We start from the raw sequence: 24,278 nt of genomic DNA on the forward strand, positions 1-24,278 counted from the left end.
GGTTTCCTGTATCTACAGGTCGGATATTGTCCGTGACCTTTTTACATAGCCATCACCTAGGACAAAAGCAACCGATTTTTATCCAGAACTCATTAAGGGGACCTTCCATGAAAAACGAACTTTTAGATATTGTCTGCAAAACCTCCTTCAAATTTTCCGAAGAGCCCACCTTTAAACTGGCCTCGGGCAAAATGAGCCACTTCTACGTGAACTGCAAGCCCACCACCCTCTCCCCCAGGGGCATGTACCTCGTAGGGAACCTCGTCTTCGACGCCGTCAAGGATCTCGACATCACCGGTATCGGCGGCCTCACCTTCGGCGCCGACCCCATTGCCGTGGCCACCTCCTTTGCCTCCGAGCTGGGCGGCAAGCCCATCAAGGCCTTTTCGATTCGTAAAGAACTCAAGGACCACGGCATCATCAACTGGGTGGAAGGAGACATGGCCAAAGGCGAGAAAGTCGTCATCATCGACGACGTGGTCACCACCGGCGGCTCCACCATAAAGGCCATCGAGCGCGCCCGCGTCCAGGGCCTGGAAGTCGTCCGCGTCATCACCCTCATCGATCGACAGGAAGGCGGGGTGGAAAACATCAAGGAGCACGTGGAAGACGTCCGCTCCATCATCACCCGCGACGACCTCATGAAGCACCTGGGGGTTTCCCTGTAACGAAAATGCCTCCGGCGGGCAGGGGATAAATCCCCTGCACCCCAGGTTTGCACATGCTCAGAGGCTCGTTCCTCGCCCCTTCACATGTGCTGACGGGCTGCGCCCGTAAAAAAACGCACAAGAGCCATGGAGATAAATATCTTCATGGCTTTTTTTGTTACGATTCAGCTTGCCTCGGCAGGGCCGCCGGTGGCAATTCACCGCTCACCACGGGCCAAGCCCGTAAGCGAATGCGACACCCCGAGGGACGAGGGTTGGAGCAGTCGCGAACCTCTGGTTTCACGAAAATTTCACATGGGTTTCACGTCTGTTTCACACCCTTTCACGTAGCCTGTCTTGCATTGAGGCGGGCCTTCGGGCCCCTCGACAACCCGCGCAGGCGCCCTCATCCCCCCCCCCCCGAGGGCGGCCTGCGCCCTTTCAACCCCCCAAGCAAAACGCAAGACAAGGAACAACCGATGAAAAAAGCAACCAGCGCCCTTCTCTGCGGCGCCGTTCTCTTGGCGGGCGTCTGTGCCATGAAGGCCCTGGCCGGGCTCCGGGTCCCCCCCGGGGCTAAAGCCATTGAAGAGTCCGCCCTGATCGTGGAGGTCACCGAGGCCATGCCCCGGGAGGTTCAGACCGTGATCTCAGGGTATGGTGAAGTCACAGCCTTGAATACCGTGGCCCTGAGCCCGGAGGTTTCCGGCCGGGTGGTGGCGGTTCACCCCCGCCTGGAGGAGGGAGAGGTGATCGAGGCAGGAGAGACCCTCTTTCAGCTGGACACCGAGACCCTCACCCTGGAAAAAACCACGGCTGAACGCCGCCTCGTGACCCTGAAGCGAAACCGGGACCTCCTGAAAAAAGAGTTCGAGCGAACCCGAAGGCTCTTCGACGCCATGAAGACCGGCAGCCTCTCCGACGTGGAATCCGCAGAGCAGGCCTACAACTCGGCACGGGATGCCGTGGACCAGCTGGCCCACTCCCTGGCCGAAACCGAGCTGAACCTGAAAAAGTCCACGGTCCGCGCCCCCTTCAGGGCCCGGGTCAAATCCGTCTCCATTGAAAAAGATCAGTACGTCACCACCGGGACCCAGGTGGTGACCCTTGCCGACGACGCCCTCCTGGAGGTGTCCGTTCCCATCAAGGGCGACGAAGCCGCCATGTTCCTGGAGTTTGAAGACGGCCCGGCCCCTGCCACCTGGTTTGGCAACCTGGTCCCAAAAATCTGCCTCGTCTCCTGGAACGACGGCGCGGCAACAGCCTCCGGCACCCTGAACAGGGTCGTCCGCTATGACGCCGCATCCCGCACCGTCTATGTGGCCGTTCGAATAGACCGGCTGGCCCAGGAAGGCTTTCCCGTCACCGAGGGCATGTTCTGCCGGATCACCATCCCGGGCAAGCCCTTGCCAAACCTGGTTCCCCTGCCCTCCCATGCCGTGACCTCCGACGGCACCGTGCGCATCAACAGCAACGGACGCCTGAAGACCGTGGCCGTGAAAACAGCCTACACCCACGATGGGTTCACCTATGTGTCGGCCGGGCTCGCCGAAGGCACCCGGGTGATCACGAGCCGCCTGGCAAGCCCCCTTGAAAATGCCCTGCTCACAATCGCCATCCCCAAAGAGCTGGCCTCGGGAGGGACCCGATGAAAAAAATAGCCGAAGCCTTTGCCCGAAACACGGTGTTTGCCAACATCCTGCTGATCATCATTCTGCTTGCGGGCCTGGGAGCTGCCCGCTTCATGGTGCGGGAAGACTTTCCCTCCATGACCCTGGACACCGTCACCGTCAAACTCGCCTGGGACGGCGCCTCCCCTGAAGACACGGAAGAGGGGATCTCCCGCAAGGTGGAAGACGCCATTGACTCGGTGGAGGGCATCGACACCTACACCACCACCTCCACGGAGGGCAGCTCGTCCACGGTGATCACCGTCAAATACGGGTACGACACGAAAAAGGTCTACGACCGGGTAAAAAACGAAATCGACCAGATCTCCACCTTCCCCGACGACGCGGACAACCCGGTGGTCAACGTGCCCACCGTCATCTTTCCGGTCATGACCCTGGGCGTAAGCGGAGAGATGGATGAAAAGACCCTCAAGACCTGGGCCGATGCCATGGAGGATGAGCTCAAGCACCTCCCGGAGATCTCCCAGGTGGAGGTCACCGGCACCCGGGATTACCAGATAACGGTGGAACTCTCCGAAGAGGTCCTCCGAAGATACGACCTGACCCTGTCTGATGTGGCCACGGCCATTTCAAACTCCAGCCTGAACCTCTCCGGCGGCAAGGTGAAAACAAGCGGCGAGGAGTTCAGCGTCCGAACCATGGGCAAACGCTATTCCGGGAAAGAGCTGGCAGACATTGTGGTGGTGGCGGGAACCGGTGGGGAGAGCCTCTCCCTGGGTCAGCTGGCCACCATCAAGGACGATTTTGAACAGGACAAACTGGCCATCCGGTCAAACGGAAACCCCATGGCCCTGGTGGTGGTGTCCAAAACCGAGCAGGAAGACGCCATCGCCATCGCCGACCGGGTCACCCGCTACGTCACCGAAGCCAACCGCACCCTGCCCCCCGGAGCTCACATTTCGATCCTCTCCGACAACACCGAAGAGATCCGGACCAACATCGGCATCCTCCGGAAAAACGGCATCATGGGCCTGATCCTCGTCTTTGCCGTCCTCTGGCTCTTCCTCGACACCCGCCTCGCCTTCTGGGCCGGCATGGGCATCCCCATCTCCCTTTCCGGGGGCCTGGCCATCCTCTGGCTCACCGGGTACACCATCAACACCGTCTCCCTCTTCGGCCTCATCATGGTCCTGGGCATCGTGGCCGACGACGCCATTGTGGTGGGAGAGGCGGTCTACGTTCAAAGGAAAAACGGCGCAGGCCCCCTTGCCGCAGCCGTAAACGGCCTCATGGAAGTGGGGATGCCGGTCCTTGCCGCCGTGGCCACAACGGTGCTGGCCTTTGTTCCCCTGATGCATATCAAAGGCACCATGGGCAAGGTCATTGTCTGCCTTGCCGTGGCGGTCATCGCCTGCCTTGTGATCTCCCTGGTGGAGTGCCTGATCCTCCTGCCGGCCCACCTGTCGACCCTGCCGGATCCCAAGGGGCAAACCCCGTCGCGATTTGCCCCGCTTCGGGCCCTGGAGTCCTTTCACACCCGGAGCGTGGAGAGCATGGAGCGGGTGGCCGAAACCGTCTACCGACCGTTGCTGACCAAGGTGCTCACCCATCGCTACCCGGCCGTGTGCGTAGCCGTGGCCGTGGCCCTGGTCACCATCGGCCTGTTTCGGGGCGGACTCCTAAAATACAACATGTTTCCCGAGCGCGACGGATTTGAACTGGCCGCTCAGCTCACCTTCCCCGAAGGCACCCCCTACGAGGTGACCGAGGCCGCGGTGGCCCGCATCGAGGCCGGCATGCACTCCCTGGCGGCAAAGACCGACACCGCCTCCGGGGGCCCCCTGGTGAACCACATGCTCTCCGTCACCGGCAAGGCCGTCAATGGCCACATGGGCTCCATGGGTAGCACCGGCGCCAACCTGGGCGGGGTGCAGGTCTCCCTGCTCAACGCCTCGGAGCGTGGCATCCACACCCGGGACCTCTGCCTGGCCTGGGAACAGGAGGTGGGGGCCATCGCCGGTGTGGAGAAGCTCACCTACACCTCTGGGGGCGGCGGGCCTCCGGGCGGGGACATCGAAATCGCCCTGGAGGGGAACGACCTTGACGCCCTCACCGCAGCGGCTGACGACGTCATGGAAAGGCTCAGGCAAATAGACGGCGTCTTCCGCATCGAAAGCGACAGCTCCCCCGGTAAAAACGAAATTCGCTTCACCCTGAAACCCGAGGCCCGAAACCTGGGGATAACGGTCAGAGACCTTGCCAATCAGGCCTTTGCCGCCTACTTCGGCAAAGAGGCCGTCAAGATCCAGCGGGGAAACGATGAGGTGGAAGTAAAAGTCACCTACACCGAAGAAGAACGCAGCACCCTGGAAAGCCTCAAGGACCTGATGGTGAAAGCCCCCGACGGCACCATGGTGCCGGTGAAGGCCGTTGCCGACATGGAGATCCGTCCGGGGTACTCGACCATCACACGAACCGACAACCGACGCCAGGTCACGGTCAGCGCCGACGTGGACAGCACCAAGCTCGTTGCAGGGGAGGTGCTGGAAGAGCTGGAAAGCGGCTTTTTCAGCGAACTTGAGAAAAACAGGGGCGTGGAGATAAGGCTGAAGGGCCATGCGGAAAAAGACCGGGAGGCCTTTGGCAGCCTCGCCCTGTGGTACCCCCTGGCCGTTTTGAGCATCTACATGATCGTGGCTGCCATGTTCCGCTCCTACGCCCAGCCCCTGATCATCCTGCTCACCGTGCCCTTCGGCCTCATCGGCGCGGCCCTGGGCCATGCAGTCATGGGGCTGAACCTCTCATTGTTCAGCGTCTTCGGCATGGTGGCCCTCTCCGGGGTGGTGGTTAACGACGCCATCGTCCTCATCGACCGCATCAACACCAACATAAGCGAAGGCATGCCCCTGGTAAAAGCCGTGGTCTCCGGGGGTGTCCGGCGGTTCCGGTCGGTGATGCTCACCAGCGTCACCACCGTGGGCGGACTCCTCCCACTGATCCTAGAGACCGACCCGGCCGCCGCCACCATGGTTCCCATGGGGGTCTCCCTGGCCGCAGGGGTCACCTTTGCCACGGTCCTCACCCTCCTGCTGGTCCCGGCCCTCATGGTGGTCCTCCATGACGGCCATTGTGCCCTCGCACGCCTGATGGCACGCGCCCCAGGGAATCACGGGTCCCAAGAGCCTGTCCACACAGGCAGCGACACCTGACACCGCGCCCCCGGCAGTCCCGCCGGGGGCCCCTTTTTGAAATCCTCGATGCACAGGTACACAACCATGTTTTTGAAAGTTCGTTTTCTTTTTTATCTCAGTCTGATCGCCCTGGCCACGGCTCTTCCGGCGGCAGCCGACCAGGCGGGCCAGCAGCCCATTGCCTCCATCAAAGTTTTGGACCTGGCCACGGCCCAGGACATTGCGGTCTCCGGCAACCCATCCATCCAGGCGGTGCAGGATCGCATCGAACAGGCCCGGCAACAGGTCAGGCAAAAAGAGGCGGCCTGGTTTCCCAGCCTCGATGCCACCACCTCCCTCACCCACACGGAGGACGCGGCCAACGCCACCCTGTCCAACGAGGGGGACACCTACGATGCGTCCCTTTCCGCCACCCTCACCCTCTTTGACGGTTTCAGCAGATCCTATAACCTCAAATCGGCCAGATACGGTGAGACAGCCTCGGTGGCAGCGGAAAAAGACGCACGGCGCCTCCTGATCTTCAACGTGGCCCAGAGCTACTACACCCTCCAGAGTGCAGAGGAAAATATCTCCATTGCCCTGTCGGACAAAGCGTACAACGCAAGGCAACTGAAGGAGGCCGAGGCCCGCCACAAAGCAGGGGCAGGCTCCCTCAGCGATGTGCTTAACTTCAAAATCAAGGTCAACACGGCCGCAGCCACCCTGCTCACCGCCGAAAAAAACCATGCCGTGGCCCTCACCGGCCTGGCGGCCCTCATGGGCATTGACGAGGCCGCCCTGCCCGAAGACCTCACCCTGGCCCCCCTTGAAACAACCGGTACCTGGAACACCGCCCCCCTTGTCACCGAAGACCTGATCACCACAGCCCTGACCCTGCGCCCGGACCTTGCCCAGAGCGACTCAAACGTCAAACAGGCGGAGAGCGCCGTGGGAATTGCCCGATCCGGCTACTACCCCACCGTCAGCCTCACCGGGGCCTTGTCCGGCTCCCGGGAGGACGACGCACGCTACGAAGGAGATGACTTCGGCAGCAGCATCGGGGTCACCGTCAAGCTGAACCTCTTTTCCGGCGGCGAGACCCGGGCAAAGGTGACGGAGGCCGAAGCGGCCCGACGGGAAGCCCGACACACTATGGAGGATGTGGCCCTGACCGTGAAAAAAGAGGTGCGGGAGGCCGTGGAAGAGATTGACACGGCCTTCAGGCAGGTTAAGCTTCAGGAGGAGACCGTGGCCCTGACCCGGCAGAGCCGGGACCTGGTGGAAGAGGAGTACCGTGCGGGAAAAACAGGCGTGGTGAAACTAAACGAAGCCCAGAACAACCTGGTCAGCGCCGAAGGCGACCTCGTGGACGCCCGGGTGAGCCTCCTCACCGCATGGGAAAAGATCCGGTCTGTCACCGGAACAAACCTGACCAGGTGAAATAGCAAAGCACAAAAAACGCCTCCGGCGGCCCTGCCGGGGGCTAAACTTTTAAAAAGTTTAACAAACAGGTTTAAAAAAACAGATTCAGGTCAATCGAAATCAAAGGCGAAAGTGATTTTTCCGAGGAATCCGCCTACGCCCTTGTCACTGTGTCATCAAATCAACGATGACACCGGGCTACGGTGCGACAAGCAAGGGAAAAAGCGCATTCGTGACCTGCTTTCGAGGTGACACACCTCCCTGAAAGGGCACGGACATGACACAAAACACGTTGCGCATTCTGATCATCGAGGACAACCGGGACATTGCCGAAAACATCGGCGACTACTTCGACGCCCGCGGCCACCTCACCGACTTTGCCATGGACGGCATCACCGGCCTGCACCTGGCCCTCACCGAGGCGTACGACGTGATCATCCTGGACCTGATGCTTCCGGGCATGGACGGCCTGACCCTTTGTGCAAAACTCCGACAGGAGGGAGGAAAAGCCACCCCCGTCCTCATGCTCACCGCCCGGGACACCCTGGACGACAAACTGGCCGGGTTTGACACCGGGGCCGACGACTACCTGGTGAAACCCTTTGCCCTGGAAGAGCTGGCCGCACGGGTGCTGGCCCTGTCCCGCCGAAACAGCAAGCCTTCAACCGCCCTGCTCCGGGTGGGAGACCTCACCCTGGACACCGCCACCCTCAAGGTGCACCGAGAGGGCCGTGAAATTGAACTGAACCACACCTGCCTCACCCTCTTGAAACGCCTGATGGAGGCCTCCCCCCATGTGGTCACCCGCAGGGAGCTTGAGCATGCCCTCTGGGGAGACACCCCGCCGGGGAGCGATGCCCTGAGGTCCCACCTCTACACCCTGCGCACCAAAATCGACAAACCCTTTGACGCCCCGCTGCTCCATACCCTCCACGGGATCGGGTACCGGGTGGAGGCAACCTCATGACGCGCCACCGACGCCCGCCCATGGAGCTCAAACCGAGGTTTTTCAAAACCCACGCGTTTCGGGTCTTTCTCTCCTTTGTCCTCTTCGGCTCCCTGCTCACCCTGGGATACGGCCTGGCTGTCTCCCACCAGATGCGCCGCATCCATAAAAAGATGGAAAACTTCCGCGTCCAAGAGGAGATCAAGAACTACCTGAGCAACTACGACGAAGGCAAGGCCCCCTTTCTCACCCGGAGCTTGTTCATCAATATTTACGATGAGATCGAGGACATCCCGCCCAACTTTCGAGACCTGCTTCGGGGCCTTCCGGACGGGACCTACTTTTCAAGCAGGCCCGACGGCATCGGAGGGCCAGCCTTCCACCGGTACCTCATCCGAAGCCTGCCCGGACAAGAGAAAAAGCTCTACTTCATCATCGATGACGGGGGGTTTGAGGCGCGGTTCGGCCTCCATGACCAGATAGACAGGGTGTTTCGGTACGGCTTTTTCGTGGCGGCGGCTTTAAGCATCATCGTGGGCCTTGCCAACGCCCACCTGCTGATCCACCCCATGGCCAGGCTCCTGGAGCGGGTCAGCCGCTCCCGGCCCGAAGACCTGCCCGTGGGGTTCTCCACGGAATACGCCCACGACGAGGTGGGGGCCCTGGCCCGGGCCATGGACAGCACCAACAAGCGCATCCGGGCCTTCATCGAACGGGAACAGCAGTTCACCCGGGACGCCAGCCATGAACTCCGGACCCCTGTGACGGTTATCAAAGGAGCTGTGGAGCTCATGGAACAGCTCCCGGAACATGACAAAACAAGCATCCAGCGCCCGCTGAAACGCATCGATCGCTCGGTCTCGGAAATGGAAACCCTCATCGAAAGCCTGCTGATGAAGGCACGGGAGGAAACCGCCATGGGTGCCGCATCCTTTGCGGCGGACACCCTGGTGGAGGAGGCCATACAGGAGAGCAGCTACCTCGTGGAGGGAAAGGGCGTCATCCTCTCCTTCGAGTGCACCGGCAATCCGGCCCTTGCCGTGTCCGGTCCCGATTTCAAGATGGCCGTCTCCAACCTCATCCGCAACGCCTGCACCTACACACGGGCGGGGACCGTCCTTGTGCGCCTCAGCACCACCCGGTTCGAGGTAGAAGACACCGGACCGGGAATCGACGCGACCATCATCCACCAGGTCACCGACCCCTTTGTCAGGGGAAAATCAAGCCAGGGGCACGGCATCGGCCTGTCCATCGTCAAGCGGGTCTGCGACCAGGCAGGCTGGAACCTGTCCGTCTCTTCCGGGGCCAACGGTGCTCGAATCCGCATCACCTTTTAGAAGGGTTTTTACGCCCTGGAGACCCGAGTCGCAAGGGGCTCCCGCCCGCACCCCGGTGCGAGGTATACCCCCTGGTAGGCCCTGGCAAACCAGAGGCACACGGCAAGGGTGGCCAACTCTGCCGCAGGCACCGACAACCAGACCCCGGCCAGCCCCATGACCCGCGGGAGAAACCAGACAAAGCCCAGGGTAAAGACAAAGGTCCGCAAAAAGGTGAGGAGCGCGGAAATTTTTCCGTTGTTCATCGCGGTAAAAAAAGCCGAACTGAAAATCGTCAACCCGTTAATCAGAAAGGTGAAGGTAACGATCTTAAGCCCCCCTTCGGCAACAGCCGTCACCACGGGCTGCCCCTCGGCAAACAGGCGGATAACCTGCCCGCCCCACACCCAGGTGAGTACAAAGGTGACCAGGGAAGTGACGCCGATGACACGGAACGAGTGGCCGATCAAGCCCTTGAGCTTTTCCACGTTCCGGGCACCGTAGTTAAAGCTGAGAACCGGAGCCACCCCCATGCTGAGGCCGATGTACAGGGAAGAGAGCATAAAGTAGAGGTACATAATAATGGAAAGGGCCGCCACGCCCTTTTCTCCGGCATACGTGATGATCACCAGGTTGAAGACCAGGGTTTTGACCCCGCTGGCGATCTCCGAGATCATCTCGGAAGAGCCATTCAGGACGGTATCCCGGAGAAACGGGACATCAAGCGTTGGCCGGGTGAAGGTAAGGGAGACAGAACGCTTCAAAAAATAGAAGACCCCGATCGCACCGGAGAGCCCGATACCTGCCGCCGAGGCCACGCCCGCACCGTGGAGCCCCATGTCCAGGCGCACGATGAGCAGGTAGTCAAGAAGGATATTGGTAAACCCGCCTGCCAGGGTGATGTAAAAGGCCCACACAGGCTTGCCGTCCAGGCGGATAAAAAACTCGAAAAAAATCTGCAGCACCACAACCGCGAGCCCGACCCCAAAGGCCTTGAGGTACACGGCGCAGTAGGGAAGCAGGGTTTCCGTGGCCCCAAGGAGCCGGGAGATCCGTTCCACCCCCACCCCCTTCAGCATCACGAGGATTATCACCGCCACCACCACAAGGCTCGCAAAGGCCAGGGAAAAGTGGCGGTTGGCGCCGTCCCGATTCCCCTCCCCCAGCTCAATGCCGATGATGGCACTGGACCCGGCGGCCACCATGATGCCGATGCCGAAGCAAAAACTGAACAAGGGCATGATGATGTTCATGGCGGCCAGGGCAAGGGGTCCGGCATACCGGGACACAAACAGGCCATCCACAACCATGTAAAAGGAAATGGTGATAATGCTCAATATGGACGGGGTGACAAACCGGAGGAAATCACCCATGCTCCACTCTCTTTTAAAATGTTCTTCCATCTCGATCTTCGCTCTCATGAATGTATGTCGAGTAACACTTCATCTGCTAAAAGGCTGCCTTCTATTAGGGGAAAAAAACAAAAAAGCCTCCGGCGGCAAGGTGTGCCACCTTGAAAGCAGGTTGCGAATGCGCTTTCCCCTTCGTTCCTCAGGGAAAATCACATTCGCCTTTCATTCAGATTTAACTGAATCTGTTTTTTAAAACCTGTGGTAACTATTCAGCTCACACATAAAATGTATTGAACTGCATTTTTTTCTTGACAGGATTTTTGATCAAATTTTTCATTTTGACCTGCGGATCTCTTACTCCGTTATTCCGGTGCTCAGGCCTGGCTATGAGGACCATAATTCATCTTATATGAAGGGCTATACGACCCGGCACCCTCAAATTTTTAAAGCCTGAAATTCGAAAGCTCAGGAGCCAAAATTCCGTTTTCAAAACCTGTGGTATACTATCCTCGTCAAAAAAAGATGAGGAGACAGGGTGAAGATCGAAAGCATTGATATTCAAGCGGCGACAGACAACGCAAGGAAACTGATTCAGCAGGACGAGGACCTCTCGCCCGCAGTTGCAGCTGTGATCGAATTGCTGCTTACAATCATCACCCTTTTGGCGAACCGTCTAAATCTCAATAGCAAAAACAGCAGCAAACCGCCTTCTACCGATCCCAACAGGAAGAAGGAGAAAAAGCAAAACACCGAAGGAAAAAAGCCCGGGGCCAAAATGGCCACGAGGGAAAAACTCTTGAGCCCGTAGACAAGGCAGATCTCGTATTGCCGTTGAAACTCAATATGACCGAACTGCCACCGGGTGACTATCGCCACGTAGGTTACGAGACCCGGCAGGTCATTGATTTGAAGGTTGCTCAATACGTTACTGAGTATCGATCCGAGATTCTTGAGGATGCCTTCGGCAATCGATATGTTGCTCCTTTCCCGAAAGGAGTAGATCGACGCGTCCAATATGGCACGGGTCTCAAGGCTCACGCGATCTATCTTTCCCAGCATCAGCTGGTCCCCTACGAAAGAATCTGCGAGCACTTTCGGGATCAGGCCGGTATCCCAATCAGCGCAGGGTCGATTTTCAACTTCAACAAAGAAGCGTTTAACGCGCTTGAGGCGTTTGAAGAAATCGTCAAAGCCAGATTGTCCGGCTCGTCCGTCTGCCACGCAGATGAAACCGGCATCAACATGAACGGTAGTCGATTTTGGCTGCACTGTCTGTCGAACGATCTTTTCACTTACTTTTACCCGCACGAAAAGCGTGGCAGAGAGGCTATCGATGAAATGGGAATTATCCCAAGCTTCAAAGGCGTGTTGTGCCACGATCACTGGAAACCCTACTTCAATTACGACTGCCTGCACGCATTGTGCAACGCTCATCACTTAAGAGAGCTGGAGCGGGCTTGGGAGCAGGACAGTCAGCAGTGGGCCAAAGACATGAAGTTCTTGCTCCTTGAGATCAACAAGGTTGTGAACGAACACAGCGGCAAGCTTCCATCGGATATTGCCGGGGGCTTTCGAAAGCGCTACCTGAGCATCCTGGAAAAAGGAAATCTCGAATGCCCGCCCCCGGATGAAACGAAAAGGAAGAAGGGACAACGCGGGCGGATGAAACGATCAAAAGCGAGAAACCTTCTCGAACGGATGGAAGACTTCGAGAACGAAACCCTTCGTTTCATGGACGACCCGCTGGTTCCTTTCACTAATAATCAGGGTGAAAACGACATCCGGATGACGAAAGTCCATCAGAAAATTTCTGGGTGCTTCCGATCTATGGAAGGGGCCAAGATCTTCTGCCGAATACGCAGCTACCTTTCTACATGCAAGAAAAACAACGTGCATGCAAGCGACGCATTGCGCCTGTTGCTTCAGGGTGAATTACCCTCCTTTTTTGAAGCTGATTAACCCCTGTCGGCGAACCTACAGCTGAATAGTTACAACCTGTGTAACTATTCAGTTGCCTCCGGCGGGTCGCTTTTTTGAAGAAAAGCTCCGCAAAAAACGTTTCTAATGCATCCGTGCTTCGTTTTGATCGCCCCGAAGGGCGATCAAAACGAAGCACGGGTGCGAAAATACCGGAATTGTTTCGGCGGAGCCTATGAATGATTACTTGAGACCTGTTTATCAAACTTTTTAAAAGTTTGGCCCCCGGCAGGGCCGCCGGAGGCATCTTTAACCGAACTGCCTCCGGCGGCAAGGGCAGCGAGGGCATTAAGCTAAAAAATTACGATATGAAAATGGTCATCTCTTAAGGTATATAGTTACTATAGGGTCAAGAAAAAAGGAGACGTCATGCAGGTTAAATTTATGGCCGGAGAGATGGCGAGATTGCACAACATTTCTAAGCAGAGCCTGCTCCACTACGATAGGATCGGCCTTTTTAAGCCCAGGGAGGTCCACAGCAGAACAGGATACCGGTACTACACCCTGGACCAGTTCGAAGACCTGGATGTGATCCTCTCCCTGAAAAGCCTGGGAATGAAGCTTGAAGAGATCAAAACCTACCTGACCAAAGAGTCCATTGATGAGCGAATCACGATTCTGGAAGACCAGGAGGCGTTGATCCGGCAAAAGCTCCTTGAGATCAAGCGAACCCGTGGGCGCCTGGCATCCATCATCACCGCCCTGAAAAGCCGGCAAACCATCATTCCCATGGACATGGGCATCCGGTGGTTCGACACCATGCATGTCGTCCGGGAGCCGGTGGAGGCCCCCCATGACCTCTATGCCCTGGAGCTTGCCATCAAAAAGCTGTTTCAAGCCACCCGCGGGAACGACCAGGCAGAGTACCACCAGCTGCTGACCTGTGTTGAGGTCCCCCCGGAGGCAGATGAACGCTTTCAAAGCGTCGCCCTCCATGTTGCCGGAGCCACAGGGGCAACCATTCCGGCAGGGGAGTATGCGTACCTCTACCACAAGGGGCGTTTTGAAGAGCTCTCCCTGTCCAGGGCAAAACTGTGGGCGCATATCGCCCGGCAGGGCTACACAACCGGCAACACCGCCATTGAAAAAGTCCTCCTCGATTCCCTGGCCGTCCCCCGTGAAGACGACTACCTCATCGAAATCCGCATGCCGGTGACCAAAGTTCCTTCCCCGTAAGTCACCAGGGCGCCCCTTACGGCTTTGCCCCTTCCGCTTTCAAGAGATACCCCAGCCAGATATCGGTATTGCCCCGGGCCGATGCGGACCGGCCCATGGAGCACACCTCAAGGCCCGCCTGTCTTGCCACCACCCTGAAATCGGCATCCTGCCAGTAATAAAAGGAGCGGTGATCGGCATCGGCCCCTTCCCCTTTGCCCTCTTTCACCGAAACATACAGGCGACCGCCGTCTGCCAGGGCCCCTGCAAGACGGAGAAGATGACCAGGCACCGCCTTGTGGGGAAGATGGACGAGCACCCCGGAAACAAGGATGCCGTCCCAGGGGCGATCCAGGAGATCTGTGGTGGTAAGCTCCCCGACAGTCACGGGGCAGCCCGAGTGCTGTTCGGCAAGGGAAGCCAGGGCGGCGGAAGGCTCCAGTCCGTGGGGGTGAAAGCCCCTCTCCTTTAACCAGAGAAGATCCCGACCGGACCCGCAGCCGATATCAAGGATCCTGGCCCCGGGCAAAAGCGCCTCGGCCAGGGGGGTAAGAATGGGGGTGGGGTCGATGTTCACGGTGGCGTCGAAGAACCGCTGCGCCTCCTGCTCGTAATAGTCCCGTGTGCTGTCGTCCATGGCAAAGGCTCCCAACATGTTCATTTTATGGCATTCTTAAACGAACGAATGTTTATTTATTTAATTGATTCCTGAAAAGATGCCGTGCTGCACAGATAAAGGGCCACATGTCGCCACGGCAATGCTTTCTTCTTCTATAGCTTCCAACAGATTAAAGGCAAGGATTGCCTGCGTAAGAGTCAACACAGGTTATTGTCCGGGTCTCCCAAATGAGCATTCGTTTATTCGTCGTGTTGCTCAAAAACTTCAACCCACCCACTGTCCGGTAGAGGCTCCCCCCGTTGGCCCGGCGGCACCCCGTGGTTAAAATCCGGTGCCCACGACCCGCCCATTGTTGCCGAGCCTTCCAGCCCGTGGCCCTTTCTGGACCACCATGCCCGCCCCACCCAACTGCCTTGAATTTTTCCTGCAATTACCTTTAAACGAATATTCACTCATTTTAAGATGTCCCACATTTTATGTGGATTGAGACTCTCGCCTGAGAGTTGGCCGATCCACCCTGCATATGACAAGGGCCCATAGCATCAGTGCATTGGCGTCACTGTTTCATCGCAATAAAACCCGGCCACCTATCCACAGAATCAAAAAACCGAACAATCATTTATTTTGATTTTTTCAGCAAAAGCTGTGGAAACAATGGCCCCCTATTTTGAGAACACCCTTTCCTTATGCTCCGCCATTTAGTAGGTCTCGGGAGTACCCCTTTTAAATCGGAGACAACCAGACGGAGCAATGCCATGGGCTTTGAGACGGACAACCTTCCCCTTTTCGAAAACTCAAGCGACGCCATCATCGTGCTGCAGGACGGCATCATTCGAAACGTCAACGCCAATGCCGTCAAGGTCCTCCGATACGAGGCCCACGAACTGGTCAGCCGTCCCTACGGAGACTTTGTCCACCCGGACGACGTGACGCTTGTGGACACTCGCTACCGAAAACGGATGAACCACCAGCCCGTGCCCCAGGTCTACCCCTTCCGCCTCATCACCAAGGACGGGGACATTGTCTGGTTCGAGATCCACGCCATCGAGATCGTCTGGGACGGGCGCCCCGCCAGCCTCACCTTCTTCAACAACATCACCCAGCGGGTCCGGGCCCAGGAAGCCCTCCAGGAGAGCGAAAAGGTGACCCGGGGTATCTTGAACGCCATCCCCGACACCATCATCCGCATCATGGAAACCGGCCGCATCACCACTTACAAGGGCCCGAAGAGTTCCATGGTCAAAGGAAAGGCCCCTTACGCAGGCAGTCACCTCTCCGACTTTCTGCCCCGGGAAAAGTTCAAAGAGGCCATGGACGCCATCGGCAGGGCCCTTGCCCACCACACAGTCCAGCGTTTCGAATTCAAATGGGCCGAGGTCCGGGGCACCCAGTGGTACGAGGCCCGGATCATCGCCCTGGCCGGAAACGAGGTGCTGGGGATCCTTCGCAACATCACAGAACGGAAAAGGCGGGAGCGGGCCCTCACCGAGCGCCTCCATCACCTGGAGACCCGGGTCAGGCAATCCCACGCCATGGGAACCATCGTCGGTCGGAGCAAACCCATGCAGGAGGTTCTGGAGACCATCCTCAAGGCGTCCCGAACCTCTGCCCACGTCATCGTCTACGGAGAGTCCGGCACAGGAAAGGAGCTGGTCTCCAAGGCGGTCCACGACCTGAGCGACCGGTCCGAAGGAAAATTCGTGCCCGTGAACTGCGCGGCCATTCCCGAAAAACTCATGGAGAGCGAGTTCTTCGGGTACAAAAAAGGCGCCTTCTCCGGGGCGGACCGGGACAAAAAAGGGCTCCTGGAACTGGCCCACGGCGGCACCCTCTTTATGGACGAACTCGGAGAGATTGACCTCAACATGCAGGCCAAGCTCCTGCGAGCCATCGAAGGAGGCGGCTTCCTCCCCGTGGGGGGCCGCGAACCGGTCCACCCGGACATCCGCATCATTGCCGCCACCAACAAAAATCCCGAAGAGCTCGTGAAGCGGGGCCGCATGCGCGAAGACTTCTTCTACCGCATCAGCGTCATCCCCATCACGTTGCCCCCGCTGCGGGACCGCCTCGACGACCTTCCCTTTCTCATCCACCACTTCCTGGAAAAGCTGGTCACCGGAGAAAAGCTCCCCGTGATCCCCTCCCATGTCATGAGCAGGCTCCAGGCCCACCCCTGGCCCGGCAACATCCGGGAACTCCAGAACGTGATCCACCGATACATCACCATGAGCCGCCTCGACCTGCCGTCTCCGGAGCCCCATGCCGCCCTGCCGCCGGAACCCCGGGAAGAGGGATGTCCCAGGCCTCTCAGCGACCTCCTTGCCGAGGTGGAAAAAGCTCACATCCTGCGCACCCTGGAATCAACACGCTGGCAAAAAGCCCGGGCCGCAGAGCTCCTCGGGGTGCACCGAAAAACCCTGTTTCGAAAGCTCAAAGGCTACGGAATCGAATAGTCCCCCGACGGGACATTTTTGCCACCCCAACGACTTGTATCTATAATTCTTGCCTGTTATGCCCTCTTCCCTCAACGGGCGTGGCACCCGTGCCACGCCTGGGCATTCTCGACGGTTTCCAGCCCCGCAAGACTCATCCCCTTGTTATAAATACCCATATCCTCCGTTCGTCAAATTGGCACTGCTTTTGCTCATAAAAACATTATTCGCAATTGAGAAATTCTGATTTTCGAATTCCGACGGTGCAAAGGAGGAGAAGTATGAACCGATACAGCAGCCAGTACAGTCAAAAATGCGTTCCCGCCGAGGAAGCGGTAAAGATCGTCAAATCAGGGGACGTGGTGGATTACGGATTTTTCAACGGCAAGCCCGTGGTGTGCGACATCGCCCTGGCGGCCCGTCATGAGGAACTCCGGGACGTGGAGGTTCACGTGGCCGTCACCCTGCCCCCGGTGCCCGAAGTGGTCAAGCACCCCGAAAGCTTTGTCTACCACGACCTTCAGTTCAGCAAGATCTCACGGGTGCTGCAGCGGGACTTCAACGTGGGGTTCTACTACCCCATCATGTACCACCAGGCCCCCTCCTGGTTCAGGGATGGCGTGGCCCCCCACCGCAACGTGGTGATCTGCACGGTCTGCCCCATGGACGACCACGGCTACTTCAACCTGGGCCTTCACAACTCCGCCACCCTGGCGGCCATGGAAGAGTCAGACTGCGTCATCGTCGAGGTCAACCCCAACCTGCCCGTCTGCCCGGGCGGTGCCGAAGAGGCCGTCCACATCTCCGCCGTGGACTATGTGGTGGAGGCCCCTGCCGATCTGGCCCTGGCCGATTTGCCCAGCCCCGAGCCCAACGAACAGGAACGCACCATCGCCGAACTCATCGTGGGCCACATCACAGACGGCTCGTGCATCCAGCTCGGCATCGGGGGCATGCCCAACGCCGTGGGCAAAATCATCGCCCAGTCCGACCTGAAAAACTTAGGGGGACACACGGAAATGCTCTCCGACGCCTACGTGGACATGATCGAATCCGGCCGCATGAACGGCTCCTGCAAAAGCCTGGACCGGTACCGGGTTCCCTACACCTTTGCCATGGGCTCCAAGCGCCTCTACGACTTCGTGGACAACAACCCGGCCGCGGCCTCCTACCCGGCAGACTACACCAACGATCCCCGGGTCATCGCCAAACTCGATAATTTTGTCTCCATCAACAACGCCCTGCAGGTGGACCTCTACACCCAGGTAAACGCCGAGAGCCTGGGCACCAACCAGGTCTCGGGCAACGGAGGCATGTGGGACTTTGTCATCGGCTCCCAGTGGTCCAAGGGCGGTAAAAGCTTCATCTGCCTTACCTCCACCTTCACCAATTCCAAAGGGGAACTCCAGTCCCGCATCCTGCCCACCTTTGCCCAAGGATCCATCACCACCATCCCCCGCCACATGACCGATTATGTGGTCACGGAGTACGGGGCCGTGCAGGTAAGGGCGCAATCCACCTGGAAACGGGCCGAGCTGATGATCAGCATTGCCCACCCCGATTTCAGGGAAGGGCTCATCAAGGAGGCGGAAGCCATGAAAATTTGGCGGCACTCCAACAAAAAATAATGCACGGGCCAAAATGCCTTCGGCGGCCAGGGAATACGCCCCAAGGATCCAGCCCCCCAGGTTGCGAAGGATAATCACCTTTGCCCTGGGTTGAGATTGACCTGAATCTTTTTTTTAAGGGGGGGCACCTGAACCGCTTTCCATGTGTAACGAACTGAATAGCTGCAGTTAAAATTAAGATAAAATTATTCACACCAGATATTACTTAGATGTCTAACTAAAGTAAATATCCACCCAACCGATGTTGCGGATATGGTTTGGTGAAACAGCCCCACTGCAAGGCGATAGCCGAACCAGACGGACAGCTGTCTGTCATGTTCTCTCAGGGATCACAAGTAGCAAATGGACCTGAGAATCCATTATCTAAGATTTAGGAAAATTAAGGATCAGGTATGAAGATGAAAAAAAGTATCGCTGCTGTTCTAACGCTCCTTGCGGGGGTGGCCCTCTCCTCCACCGCCGGAGCGACCCTCTACGAAAACAACACCAACTTGAGCGCCGACTGGACCCGCATGCCCGCCCGGGTAGCTGCCACGGACTCCGTGGATGCGGTCCTCTACAACCCGGCCGGCACCATCCGGCTGGGTGAGGGCACCTTTATCATGGCGGGCAACCAGTTCCTGCCCAAGGAGTACAGCCACACCAAAGACGGGGTGCGGCACGAGACCACCACCCTCACCACGGTGGTGCCCAACCTCTTTGCCGTGAAAAACGGCAAAAAATGGAGCGGGTTTACGGGATTCGGGGTCATCGGCGGGGGAGGGGCCCTGGAGTATGACAACGGGATACTCAACAAAAAGTTGGGGATCACCACCAAGCAAATATCCGATCATCTGATGACAGGTAAAGTAGGTGCCGCCGTGACCGAAGAGGTGGCCTCGGCCTGGATTGGGGCATACGTGGGCGGTGCTTATGCCGTGAGCGACACCCTCTCCCTCTCGCTCACAGGTCGCCTGGTCTACGGCACCAACACATACGAAATCGATGGCGGAACCATTCTGGACTACGAGAAAACCGGCACCGGCTTCGCCCCCATCATCGGGATCAACTACACCCCCAGCCCCTCCTTTAACATCGGGTTCCGCCACGAATTTCGCACCCGAGTGGAGTGGGAAGTGGACAAGATCAACGGAACAGCAGCGCCCGCCTTATCGAAATTGCCAACGTTTGGAGCCAAAGGCGACACCACCCGCAAAGACTTCCCCGCCATGACCGCCCTGGGCGTCTCCTGGAAGGCCACCGAGAGCCTCACCCTGGCCACAGACGTAAGCTACGCCTGGCATGACGACATCGACTGGGAGGGGGCCGAAGAGGGCCTGGACAACGGGGTGGAGGTGGCCTGTGCCTTTGAGTACGCCGTCACCCCCGGCTTTGCCGTGAGCGCGGGCTACACCTACTCCGATGCCGGTGTGGACCCGGAGGACTACAGCACGGCCCTCTCCAAAAACGTCTACCACGGCATCTCCGCAGGATTCATGGCCGAGCCCGTTGAAGGCCTCCGATTTGACGTGGGGGCCACCAAGCTCTTTTACGAAGACGACACCGACAGCCACGGCATCACCTATGAAAAAGACCTCTGGATCATCGGTATAGGCGTCCAGTACGCCTTCAGATAAGACAAAGCCACACCGTCCACCCTCATACCTGGCCCTCGGCCTCACCAGCCGACAGGTATAAAAAAACGCCTTCGGATATTCCGAAGGCGTTTTTTGGTTCTCAGTCACCCGCAGCCGGGGATAGAAAAAGGGTGGCCTGGGCCTTTTGCATGCCGTCTATGACGGTAAAAGATAAAAACTCGCCTCCGACGGCGAGGTGTGCCACCTCGAAAGCAGGTTGCGAATGCGCTTTCCCCTTCGCTCCTAAGAGAAAATCACATTCGCCTTTAAAAATCAGGGGTTACTCACCAACCAGTTTTTTTAAGACCTGTTTGTTAAACTTTTTTAAAAGTTTAGCCCCCGGCAGGGCCGCCGGAGGCACTTCTCACCCCTGCGCTTCATCCCGGGGTCGGGTCTTCCAGCGGTTGTGGACCCAGAACCACTGCTCCGGGAATTTTCGGACCATCTTTTCCATGGCGTAGCTGAAGTTCTGGGTATTGGTGCGGACATCGGACTCGAAGTCACCGGTGTTCACCAGGGGAATCTCCGGGCCGAACTCACCCCGGACGAACCGGCCGTCCCGGGCCACGAAGTAGGGGATCACCGGGGCGCCGGTGGTAAGGGCAAGCTGGGCGATGCCGTTGTTGGCGCTGGCGGTCTTGCCGAACATGGTTACAAACACGCTCTGATGGGGCTTGGGGGCATTCTGATCGCTCAGAAGTCCCACGGCGTTGCCTTGGGAGAGTTCATCCAGGATGCCTTTCACCGCCTTTTTGGTGGGGTACATGCGGCAGCCGAAGCGTTCCCGCATCTCCAGGATAAACCGGTCCATGGGTTTGAAATCCAGGGGGCGGTACACCGCCGAGATCTGATACCCCGTGGCCCCCATGGAGACAGGAAGAAACTCCCAGTTCCCCATGTGACAGGTCAGCACCAGAACACCCTTGCCCTTGGCGTGGGCCGCCGTCAGGTGAAAAATTCCGTAAATCCGAAACCGGGCCTTGAGATCCGCCCAGTTCCAGCGAAGGCTGCGTCCCATCTCAAAGGGGACCAGGGCAATATGATCAAAGGCCTTCCGGCTCAGTTCCCTGATCTCTTCTTCGGACATTTCCTTGCCGAAGGCGGTGGTCATGTTCTTGATGGCCACCTCCCGGTGGCGCTTGTCCCGCCGGTACCAGATACCGCCGATGGCACTGGCCATTTTCCCGGCCACGGGCTCGGGGATGAGCCCCAACAACAGAAACAACAGACGAACGACCTTGTATACCAGATATTCCATTCCACACATCCACACCCAGGTGTCTCATCACAGAACAGCGCCCGCGCCTTCCACAGGAAAAAGGACGGTACCGCCACCCTTCAAACGTTCCTTCTAAAAGGATAGAACTATACTGACACACCAGGGGTTTGGCAATGGCAAACAGGATCTCGTGCAGGGCAAACGCGTGTGGGATAATATGAAGGACAACCCATCAAAGCATCGTTGCCCTCCGGGAGCAAAGTCGAATGAACGGCAGGGGCAAGAGGGCTTGGGGAATAAACCGAAAAGAGGCCTTCGGCGGCGAGGTGAGCCACCTCGTAAACAGGTTGCGAGTGCGCTTTTGATTGGCCTGAATCTTTTTTATAACCTGTTTGTTAAATGTTCAACCCACGACAGGGCCGCCGGGGGCAGGCTCCTCCTCGGGGCGGGTCTTCCAGCGACGGTGCCCCCAGAGCCACTGATCCGGGTAACGGCGCACCATCGACTCGATGACCCGGTTGAAAGCCTGGGTGTTGGTCACAAGGTCCTGCTGGGGGTTTCCGGTATCCACCACGGGGATTTCCGGGCCGAACTCTGCCCGGAACTTTCCGTGCTCACGCACCACAAAAAAGGAGACCACCGGCACCCCGGTGACGGCGGCAAGCTGGGCCAGGCCTTTGTGGGCGCTTGCCTTGCGGCCCATAAAATCCACAAAGACCCTCTGGTGGGGCTTGCTGGCGTTCTGGTCGATGAGAAGGCCCACCAGGTTACCCTGACCCAGCTCGCTGAGGATACCATCCACGGCCTTGCGGGTGGGGTACATACGGCAACCGAATTTTTCCCGCATGTCTTTGGTGTAGCGGTCCAGGGGCGCATAAGCCAGGGGACGATACACCGCGGCGGGCTGGAGCCCTGAGGCCACGATGGCTGGGGCCAGGAACTCCCAGTTGCCCATGTGGGCCATGACCACCAGCACCCCTTTGCCTTTTTTATGGGCGTTGATGACGTGGTGGTGGCCGTAGTAGCGAAAGTGATCACTGACGCTCTTCAGGGGCCACCGGGTACTTTGCCCCAGCTCAAAGAGCATCCGGGCCGTGTTGACAAAATTGCGCCGGGCAAGGTCCGTAAGCTCCTGCTGGTCCATGGAGTCCCCGAAGGCATGGGTGAGATTGTCCATGGCCACCATGCGGCGCCGTGTGTCGCCTTTGAACCAGGCATGTCCGAGAAAATGGGCGAGCCGGTCGGCTCGGTGTTGGGGAATCAGACCAATGAGGGTCAGGGTCAGTCCGATAAGGTGGTAGGTCATGTGTTCGAAATAGTGTTTTATGGTCATCACTACATCCTTCGTGCTGAAAACTCCTCCAAGGTTTTTTACGCAAAAGAATATAGTCCCCCCCGGGCCAACCATACCAAGGGGAACGGCGACGGAGCCGCACGGGAATCCCCGTGCGGCTCACAACCGTCTGTCACACTGTTTGTTCTGCACCGCCGGAAGGCGGAGACTCAGGACTTAAGCCCCACGGGCCGATCAAGGATCTCCTTCCAGACGATGGCTTCTTTCAGCCTCGTGCGGCGCTTCCCGCTCCGGGCACAGGTGTCGGTGCCGGGCGTCGGCTCCTCTGAAAGCGACCGCCGTGCAGGGCGCCTCCCTTCCGGGCTGTCCCAGAGAGAAGTTCCCTCCTCAGCTGAGTCCCAGCGTTCATGGAGAGCGGGCCTCTCATCCTCTTCATTCCATCGCTCATGGAGAGAGGGCCTCTCCTCGTCCGCTTCCCAGCGCTCGTGGAGAGAAGGCCTGTCGTCATCGGCATCCCAGCGTTCTCCGGACATGTCGGAATCCGCTTCCAGGGTCTCCGCATCCTCCCGAAGATCGGCCCAGGGGTCGTCATCCAGGAAGTCGTCCTCCTCGCCCGCGGCTTCACGCTCTGCCTCGAGCCGGGCCCTCTCCATCTCCTCTTTCATCTGGGCGATGATGTCCCCCAGCTTCCCCCTCTTGGGGCTATCGCCCCCTTCCGGGTTCACCGTTGAGATGATCTTCCGCATGACGGAGCGAAAGACGAGGTAGATCACCACGAGGGTGATAAGGAACTTGATACCGCCCATCAGGTGGTCTCCTTGTCATCCGGTCCTTTCTCATCGCCTGCAATGGCGCTGCGCATATCGGTATCGGCCATGATGTTCTTCATTTTATAGTAATCCATGATCCCCAGGTTGCCGCTGCGGAATGCTTCGGCCATGGCCAGGGGAACCTGCGCCTCGGCTTCCACAACCTTGGCCTGCATCTCCTGGACTCTGGCCTTCATCTCCTGTTCCACGGCGTAGGCCATGGCACGACGCTCTTCGGCCTTGGCCTGGGCGATCTTCTTGTCCGCCTCGGCACGGTCGGTCTCCAGGTCGGCGCCGATGTTCTTGCCCACATCCACGTCGGCGATATCAATGGACAGAATCTCGTAGGCCGTGCCTGAGTCAAGGCCTTTGGCAAGAACGGTCTTGGAGATGGTGTCCGGGTTCTCCAGAACCTGCTTGTGGTTCTCGGAAGAGCCGATGGTGGAGACGATGCCCTCGCCCACGCGAGCCAGGATGGTGTCTTCACCGGCCCCACCCACCAGGCGGTCGATGTTGGCCCGCACGGTCACGCGGGAGATGGCCTTGAGCTGAATGCCGTCCTTGGCCATGGCCGCGATCTTGGGCGTCTCGATGACTTTGGGGTTAACACTCATCTGAACCGCCTCGAGCACGTCGCGCCCGGCCAGGTCAATGGCCGCCGCCCGGTTGAACTCCAGGTCGATGTTGGCCTTGTCGGCCGCGATGAGGGCCTGGACCACACGGGCCAGGTTGCCCCCGGCCAGGTAATGGGATTCCAGCAGGTCGGTGCTGATGTCGATACCTGCCTTCACCGCCATGATCTTGGACTCGATGATGAGCTTGGGCGGCACCTTCCGGAACCGCATGAAGACGATGTTCAGGATACCCACATGGGCACCGGACACCAGAGCCTGGATCCAAAGCTTGATGGCAGAGGCGACCACAAAAAGAATCACCAGCACGATGGCCAGGGCGACAAAGGTTAAAATCATGTTTGGGGACATTACGTTCTCCTGATTTTCACGTTATATACAGGGCCCTTCCATAACGAAGGGCCGGGTTTCAA

General features: G+C 58.4%; 16 protein-coding genes and 1 pseudogene. 11 read left to right on the top strand and 6 right to left on the bottom strand.

What is annotated here, in order from left to right; all coding sequences use genetic code 11:
• The first annotated feature begins 107 nt into the window (after positions 1-107).
• The 6 genes from pyrE to ACOYW0_RS10560 all read left to right on the top strand — a co-directional run bounded on the left by pyrE (position 108) and on the right by ACOYW0_RS10560 (position 9,153).
• Positions 108-668 carry an orotate phosphoribosyltransferase gene (gene pyrE, locus ACOYW0_RS10535; protein ID WP_482418407.1) on the top strand — a complete coding sequence of 187 codons (561 nt, stop codon included), beginning with the start codon at positions 108-110 and terminating at the stop codon, positions 666-668.
• Positions 669-1,126: 458 nt separating this feature from the next.
• Positions 1,127-2,299 carry an efflux RND transporter periplasmic adaptor subunit gene (locus tag ACOYW0_RS10540; RefSeq protein WP_482418408.1) on the top strand — a complete coding sequence of 391 codons (1,173 nt, stop codon included), beginning with the start codon at positions 1,127-1,129 and terminating at the stop codon, positions 2,297-2,299.
• The gene (locus ACOYW0_RS10545) at positions 2,296-5,487 is read left to right on the top strand and encodes an efflux RND transporter permease subunit (RefSeq protein WP_482418409.1); all 3,192 of its coding nucleotides are present in this window, start codon (positions 2,296-2,298) and stop codon (positions 5,485-5,487) included. Before ACOYW0_RS10540 ends, ACOYW0_RS10545 begins: the two co-directional genes overlap by 4 nt.
• A 66-nt stretch (positions 5,488-5,553) precedes the next feature.
• Entirely contained in the window at positions 5,554-6,888 is a 1,335-nt protein-coding gene (locus tag ACOYW0_RS10550) for a TolC family protein (RefSeq protein ID WP_482418410.1), read from the top strand.
• Positions 6,889-7,147: 259 nt separating this feature from the next.
• Entirely contained in the window at positions 7,148-7,837 is a 690-nt protein-coding gene (locus tag ACOYW0_RS10555; RefSeq protein ID WP_482418411.1) for a response regulator transcription factor, read from the top strand.
• Positions 7,834-9,153 (top strand): sensor histidine kinase, encoded by a 1,320-nt coding sequence (locus ACOYW0_RS10560; RefSeq protein WP_482418412.1) that lies wholly within the window; start codon positions 7,834-7,836, stop codon positions 9,151-9,153. The genes ACOYW0_RS10555 and ACOYW0_RS10560 overlap by 4 nt, the downstream gene beginning before the upstream one ends.
• Before the next feature lie 8 nt (positions 9,154-9,161).
• Here the strand turns inward: ACOYW0_RS10560 and ACOYW0_RS10565 are convergent, their stop codons facing one another.
• Positions 9,162-10,505 carry an MATE family efflux transporter gene (locus ACOYW0_RS10565; RefSeq protein ID WP_482418413.1) on the bottom strand — a complete coding sequence of 448 codons (1,344 nt, stop codon included), beginning with the start codon at positions 10,503-10,505 and terminating at the stop codon, positions 9,162-9,164.
• Positions 10,506-11,019: 514 nt separating this feature from the next.
• On the opposite strand from ACOYW0_RS10565, the pseudogene tnpC reads away from it, so the two are divergent.
• Together tnpC and ACOYW0_RS10575 are read left to right on the top strand one after the other, a co-directional pair.
• A pseudogene (tnpC, locus tag ACOYW0_RS10570) lies at positions 11,020-12,443 on the top strand (IS66 family transposase).
• Positions 12,444-12,830: 387 nt separating this feature from the next.
• Complete coding sequence (locus ACOYW0_RS10575) at positions 12,831-13,637, top strand: MerR family transcriptional regulator (RefSeq protein ID WP_482418414.1); 807 nt, start codon at positions 12,831-12,833, stop codon at positions 13,635-13,637.
• Positions 13,638-13,653: 16 nt separating this feature from the next.
• Here the strand turns inward: ACOYW0_RS10575 and ACOYW0_RS10580 are convergent, their stop codons facing one another.
• Positions 13,654-14,277: a class I SAM-dependent methyltransferase gene (locus ACOYW0_RS10580; protein WP_482418415.1), complete on the bottom strand. Its 624-nt coding sequence runs from the start codon at positions 14,275-14,277 to the stop codon at positions 13,654-13,656.
• Between the two features lie 713 nt (positions 14,278-14,990).
• Between ACOYW0_RS10580 and ACOYW0_RS10585 the strand changes: the two genes are divergently transcribed.
• The 3 genes from ACOYW0_RS10585 (at position 14,991) to ACOYW0_RS10595 (ending at position 19,911) form a co-directional block, all read left to right on the top strand.
• A complete protein-coding gene (locus ACOYW0_RS10585; RefSeq protein WP_482418416.1) occupies positions 14,991-16,688 on the top strand; it encodes a sigma 54-interacting transcriptional regulator in 1,698 nt (565 codons plus the stop codon).
• 260 nt (positions 16,689-16,948) lie between these two features.
• A complete protein-coding gene (locus ACOYW0_RS10590; RefSeq protein WP_482418417.1) occupies positions 16,949-18,295 on the top strand; it encodes an acetyl-CoA hydrolase/transferase family protein in 1,347 nt (448 codons plus the stop codon).
• Positions 18,296-18,687: 392 nt separating this feature from the next.
• The gene (locus tag ACOYW0_RS10595) at positions 18,688-19,911 is read left to right on the top strand and encodes an OmpP1/FadL family transporter (protein ID WP_482418418.1); all 1,224 of its coding nucleotides are present in this window, start codon (positions 18,688-18,690) and stop codon (positions 19,909-19,911) included.
• A gap of 364 nt (positions 19,912-20,275) precedes the next feature.
• On the opposite strand, the gene ACOYW0_RS10600 is transcribed toward ACOYW0_RS10595, so the two are convergent.
• From ACOYW0_RS10600 to floA, 4 genes are all read right to left on the bottom strand, one after another.
• Positions 20,276-21,169, bottom strand: coding sequence for a lysophospholipid acyltransferase family protein (locus ACOYW0_RS10600; protein WP_482418419.1), 894 nt, complete (start codon positions 21,167-21,169; stop codon positions 20,276-20,278).
• 364 nt (positions 21,170-21,533) lie between these two features.
• Positions 21,534-22,463, bottom strand: a complete 930-nt coding sequence (locus ACOYW0_RS10605) for a lysophospholipid acyltransferase family protein (protein ID WP_482418420.1) — start codon at positions 22,461-22,463, stop codon at positions 21,534-21,536.
• A gap of 170 nt (positions 22,464-22,633) precedes the next feature.
• Complete coding sequence (locus ACOYW0_RS10610) at positions 22,634-23,230, bottom strand: hypothetical protein (protein ID WP_482418421.1); 597 nt, start codon at positions 23,228-23,230, stop codon at positions 22,634-22,636.
• On the bottom strand, positions 23,230-24,216 hold the full coding sequence (gene floA, locus ACOYW0_RS10615; RefSeq protein WP_482418422.1) for a flotillin-like protein FloA: 987 nt from the start codon (positions 24,214-24,216) through the stop codon (positions 23,230-23,232). Before floA ends, ACOYW0_RS10610 begins: the two co-directional genes overlap by 1 nt.
• Positions 24,217-24,278 lie beyond the last annotated feature (62 nt).

The organism is Desulfoluna sp. HI9BLuna (genome assembly GCF_056829775.1).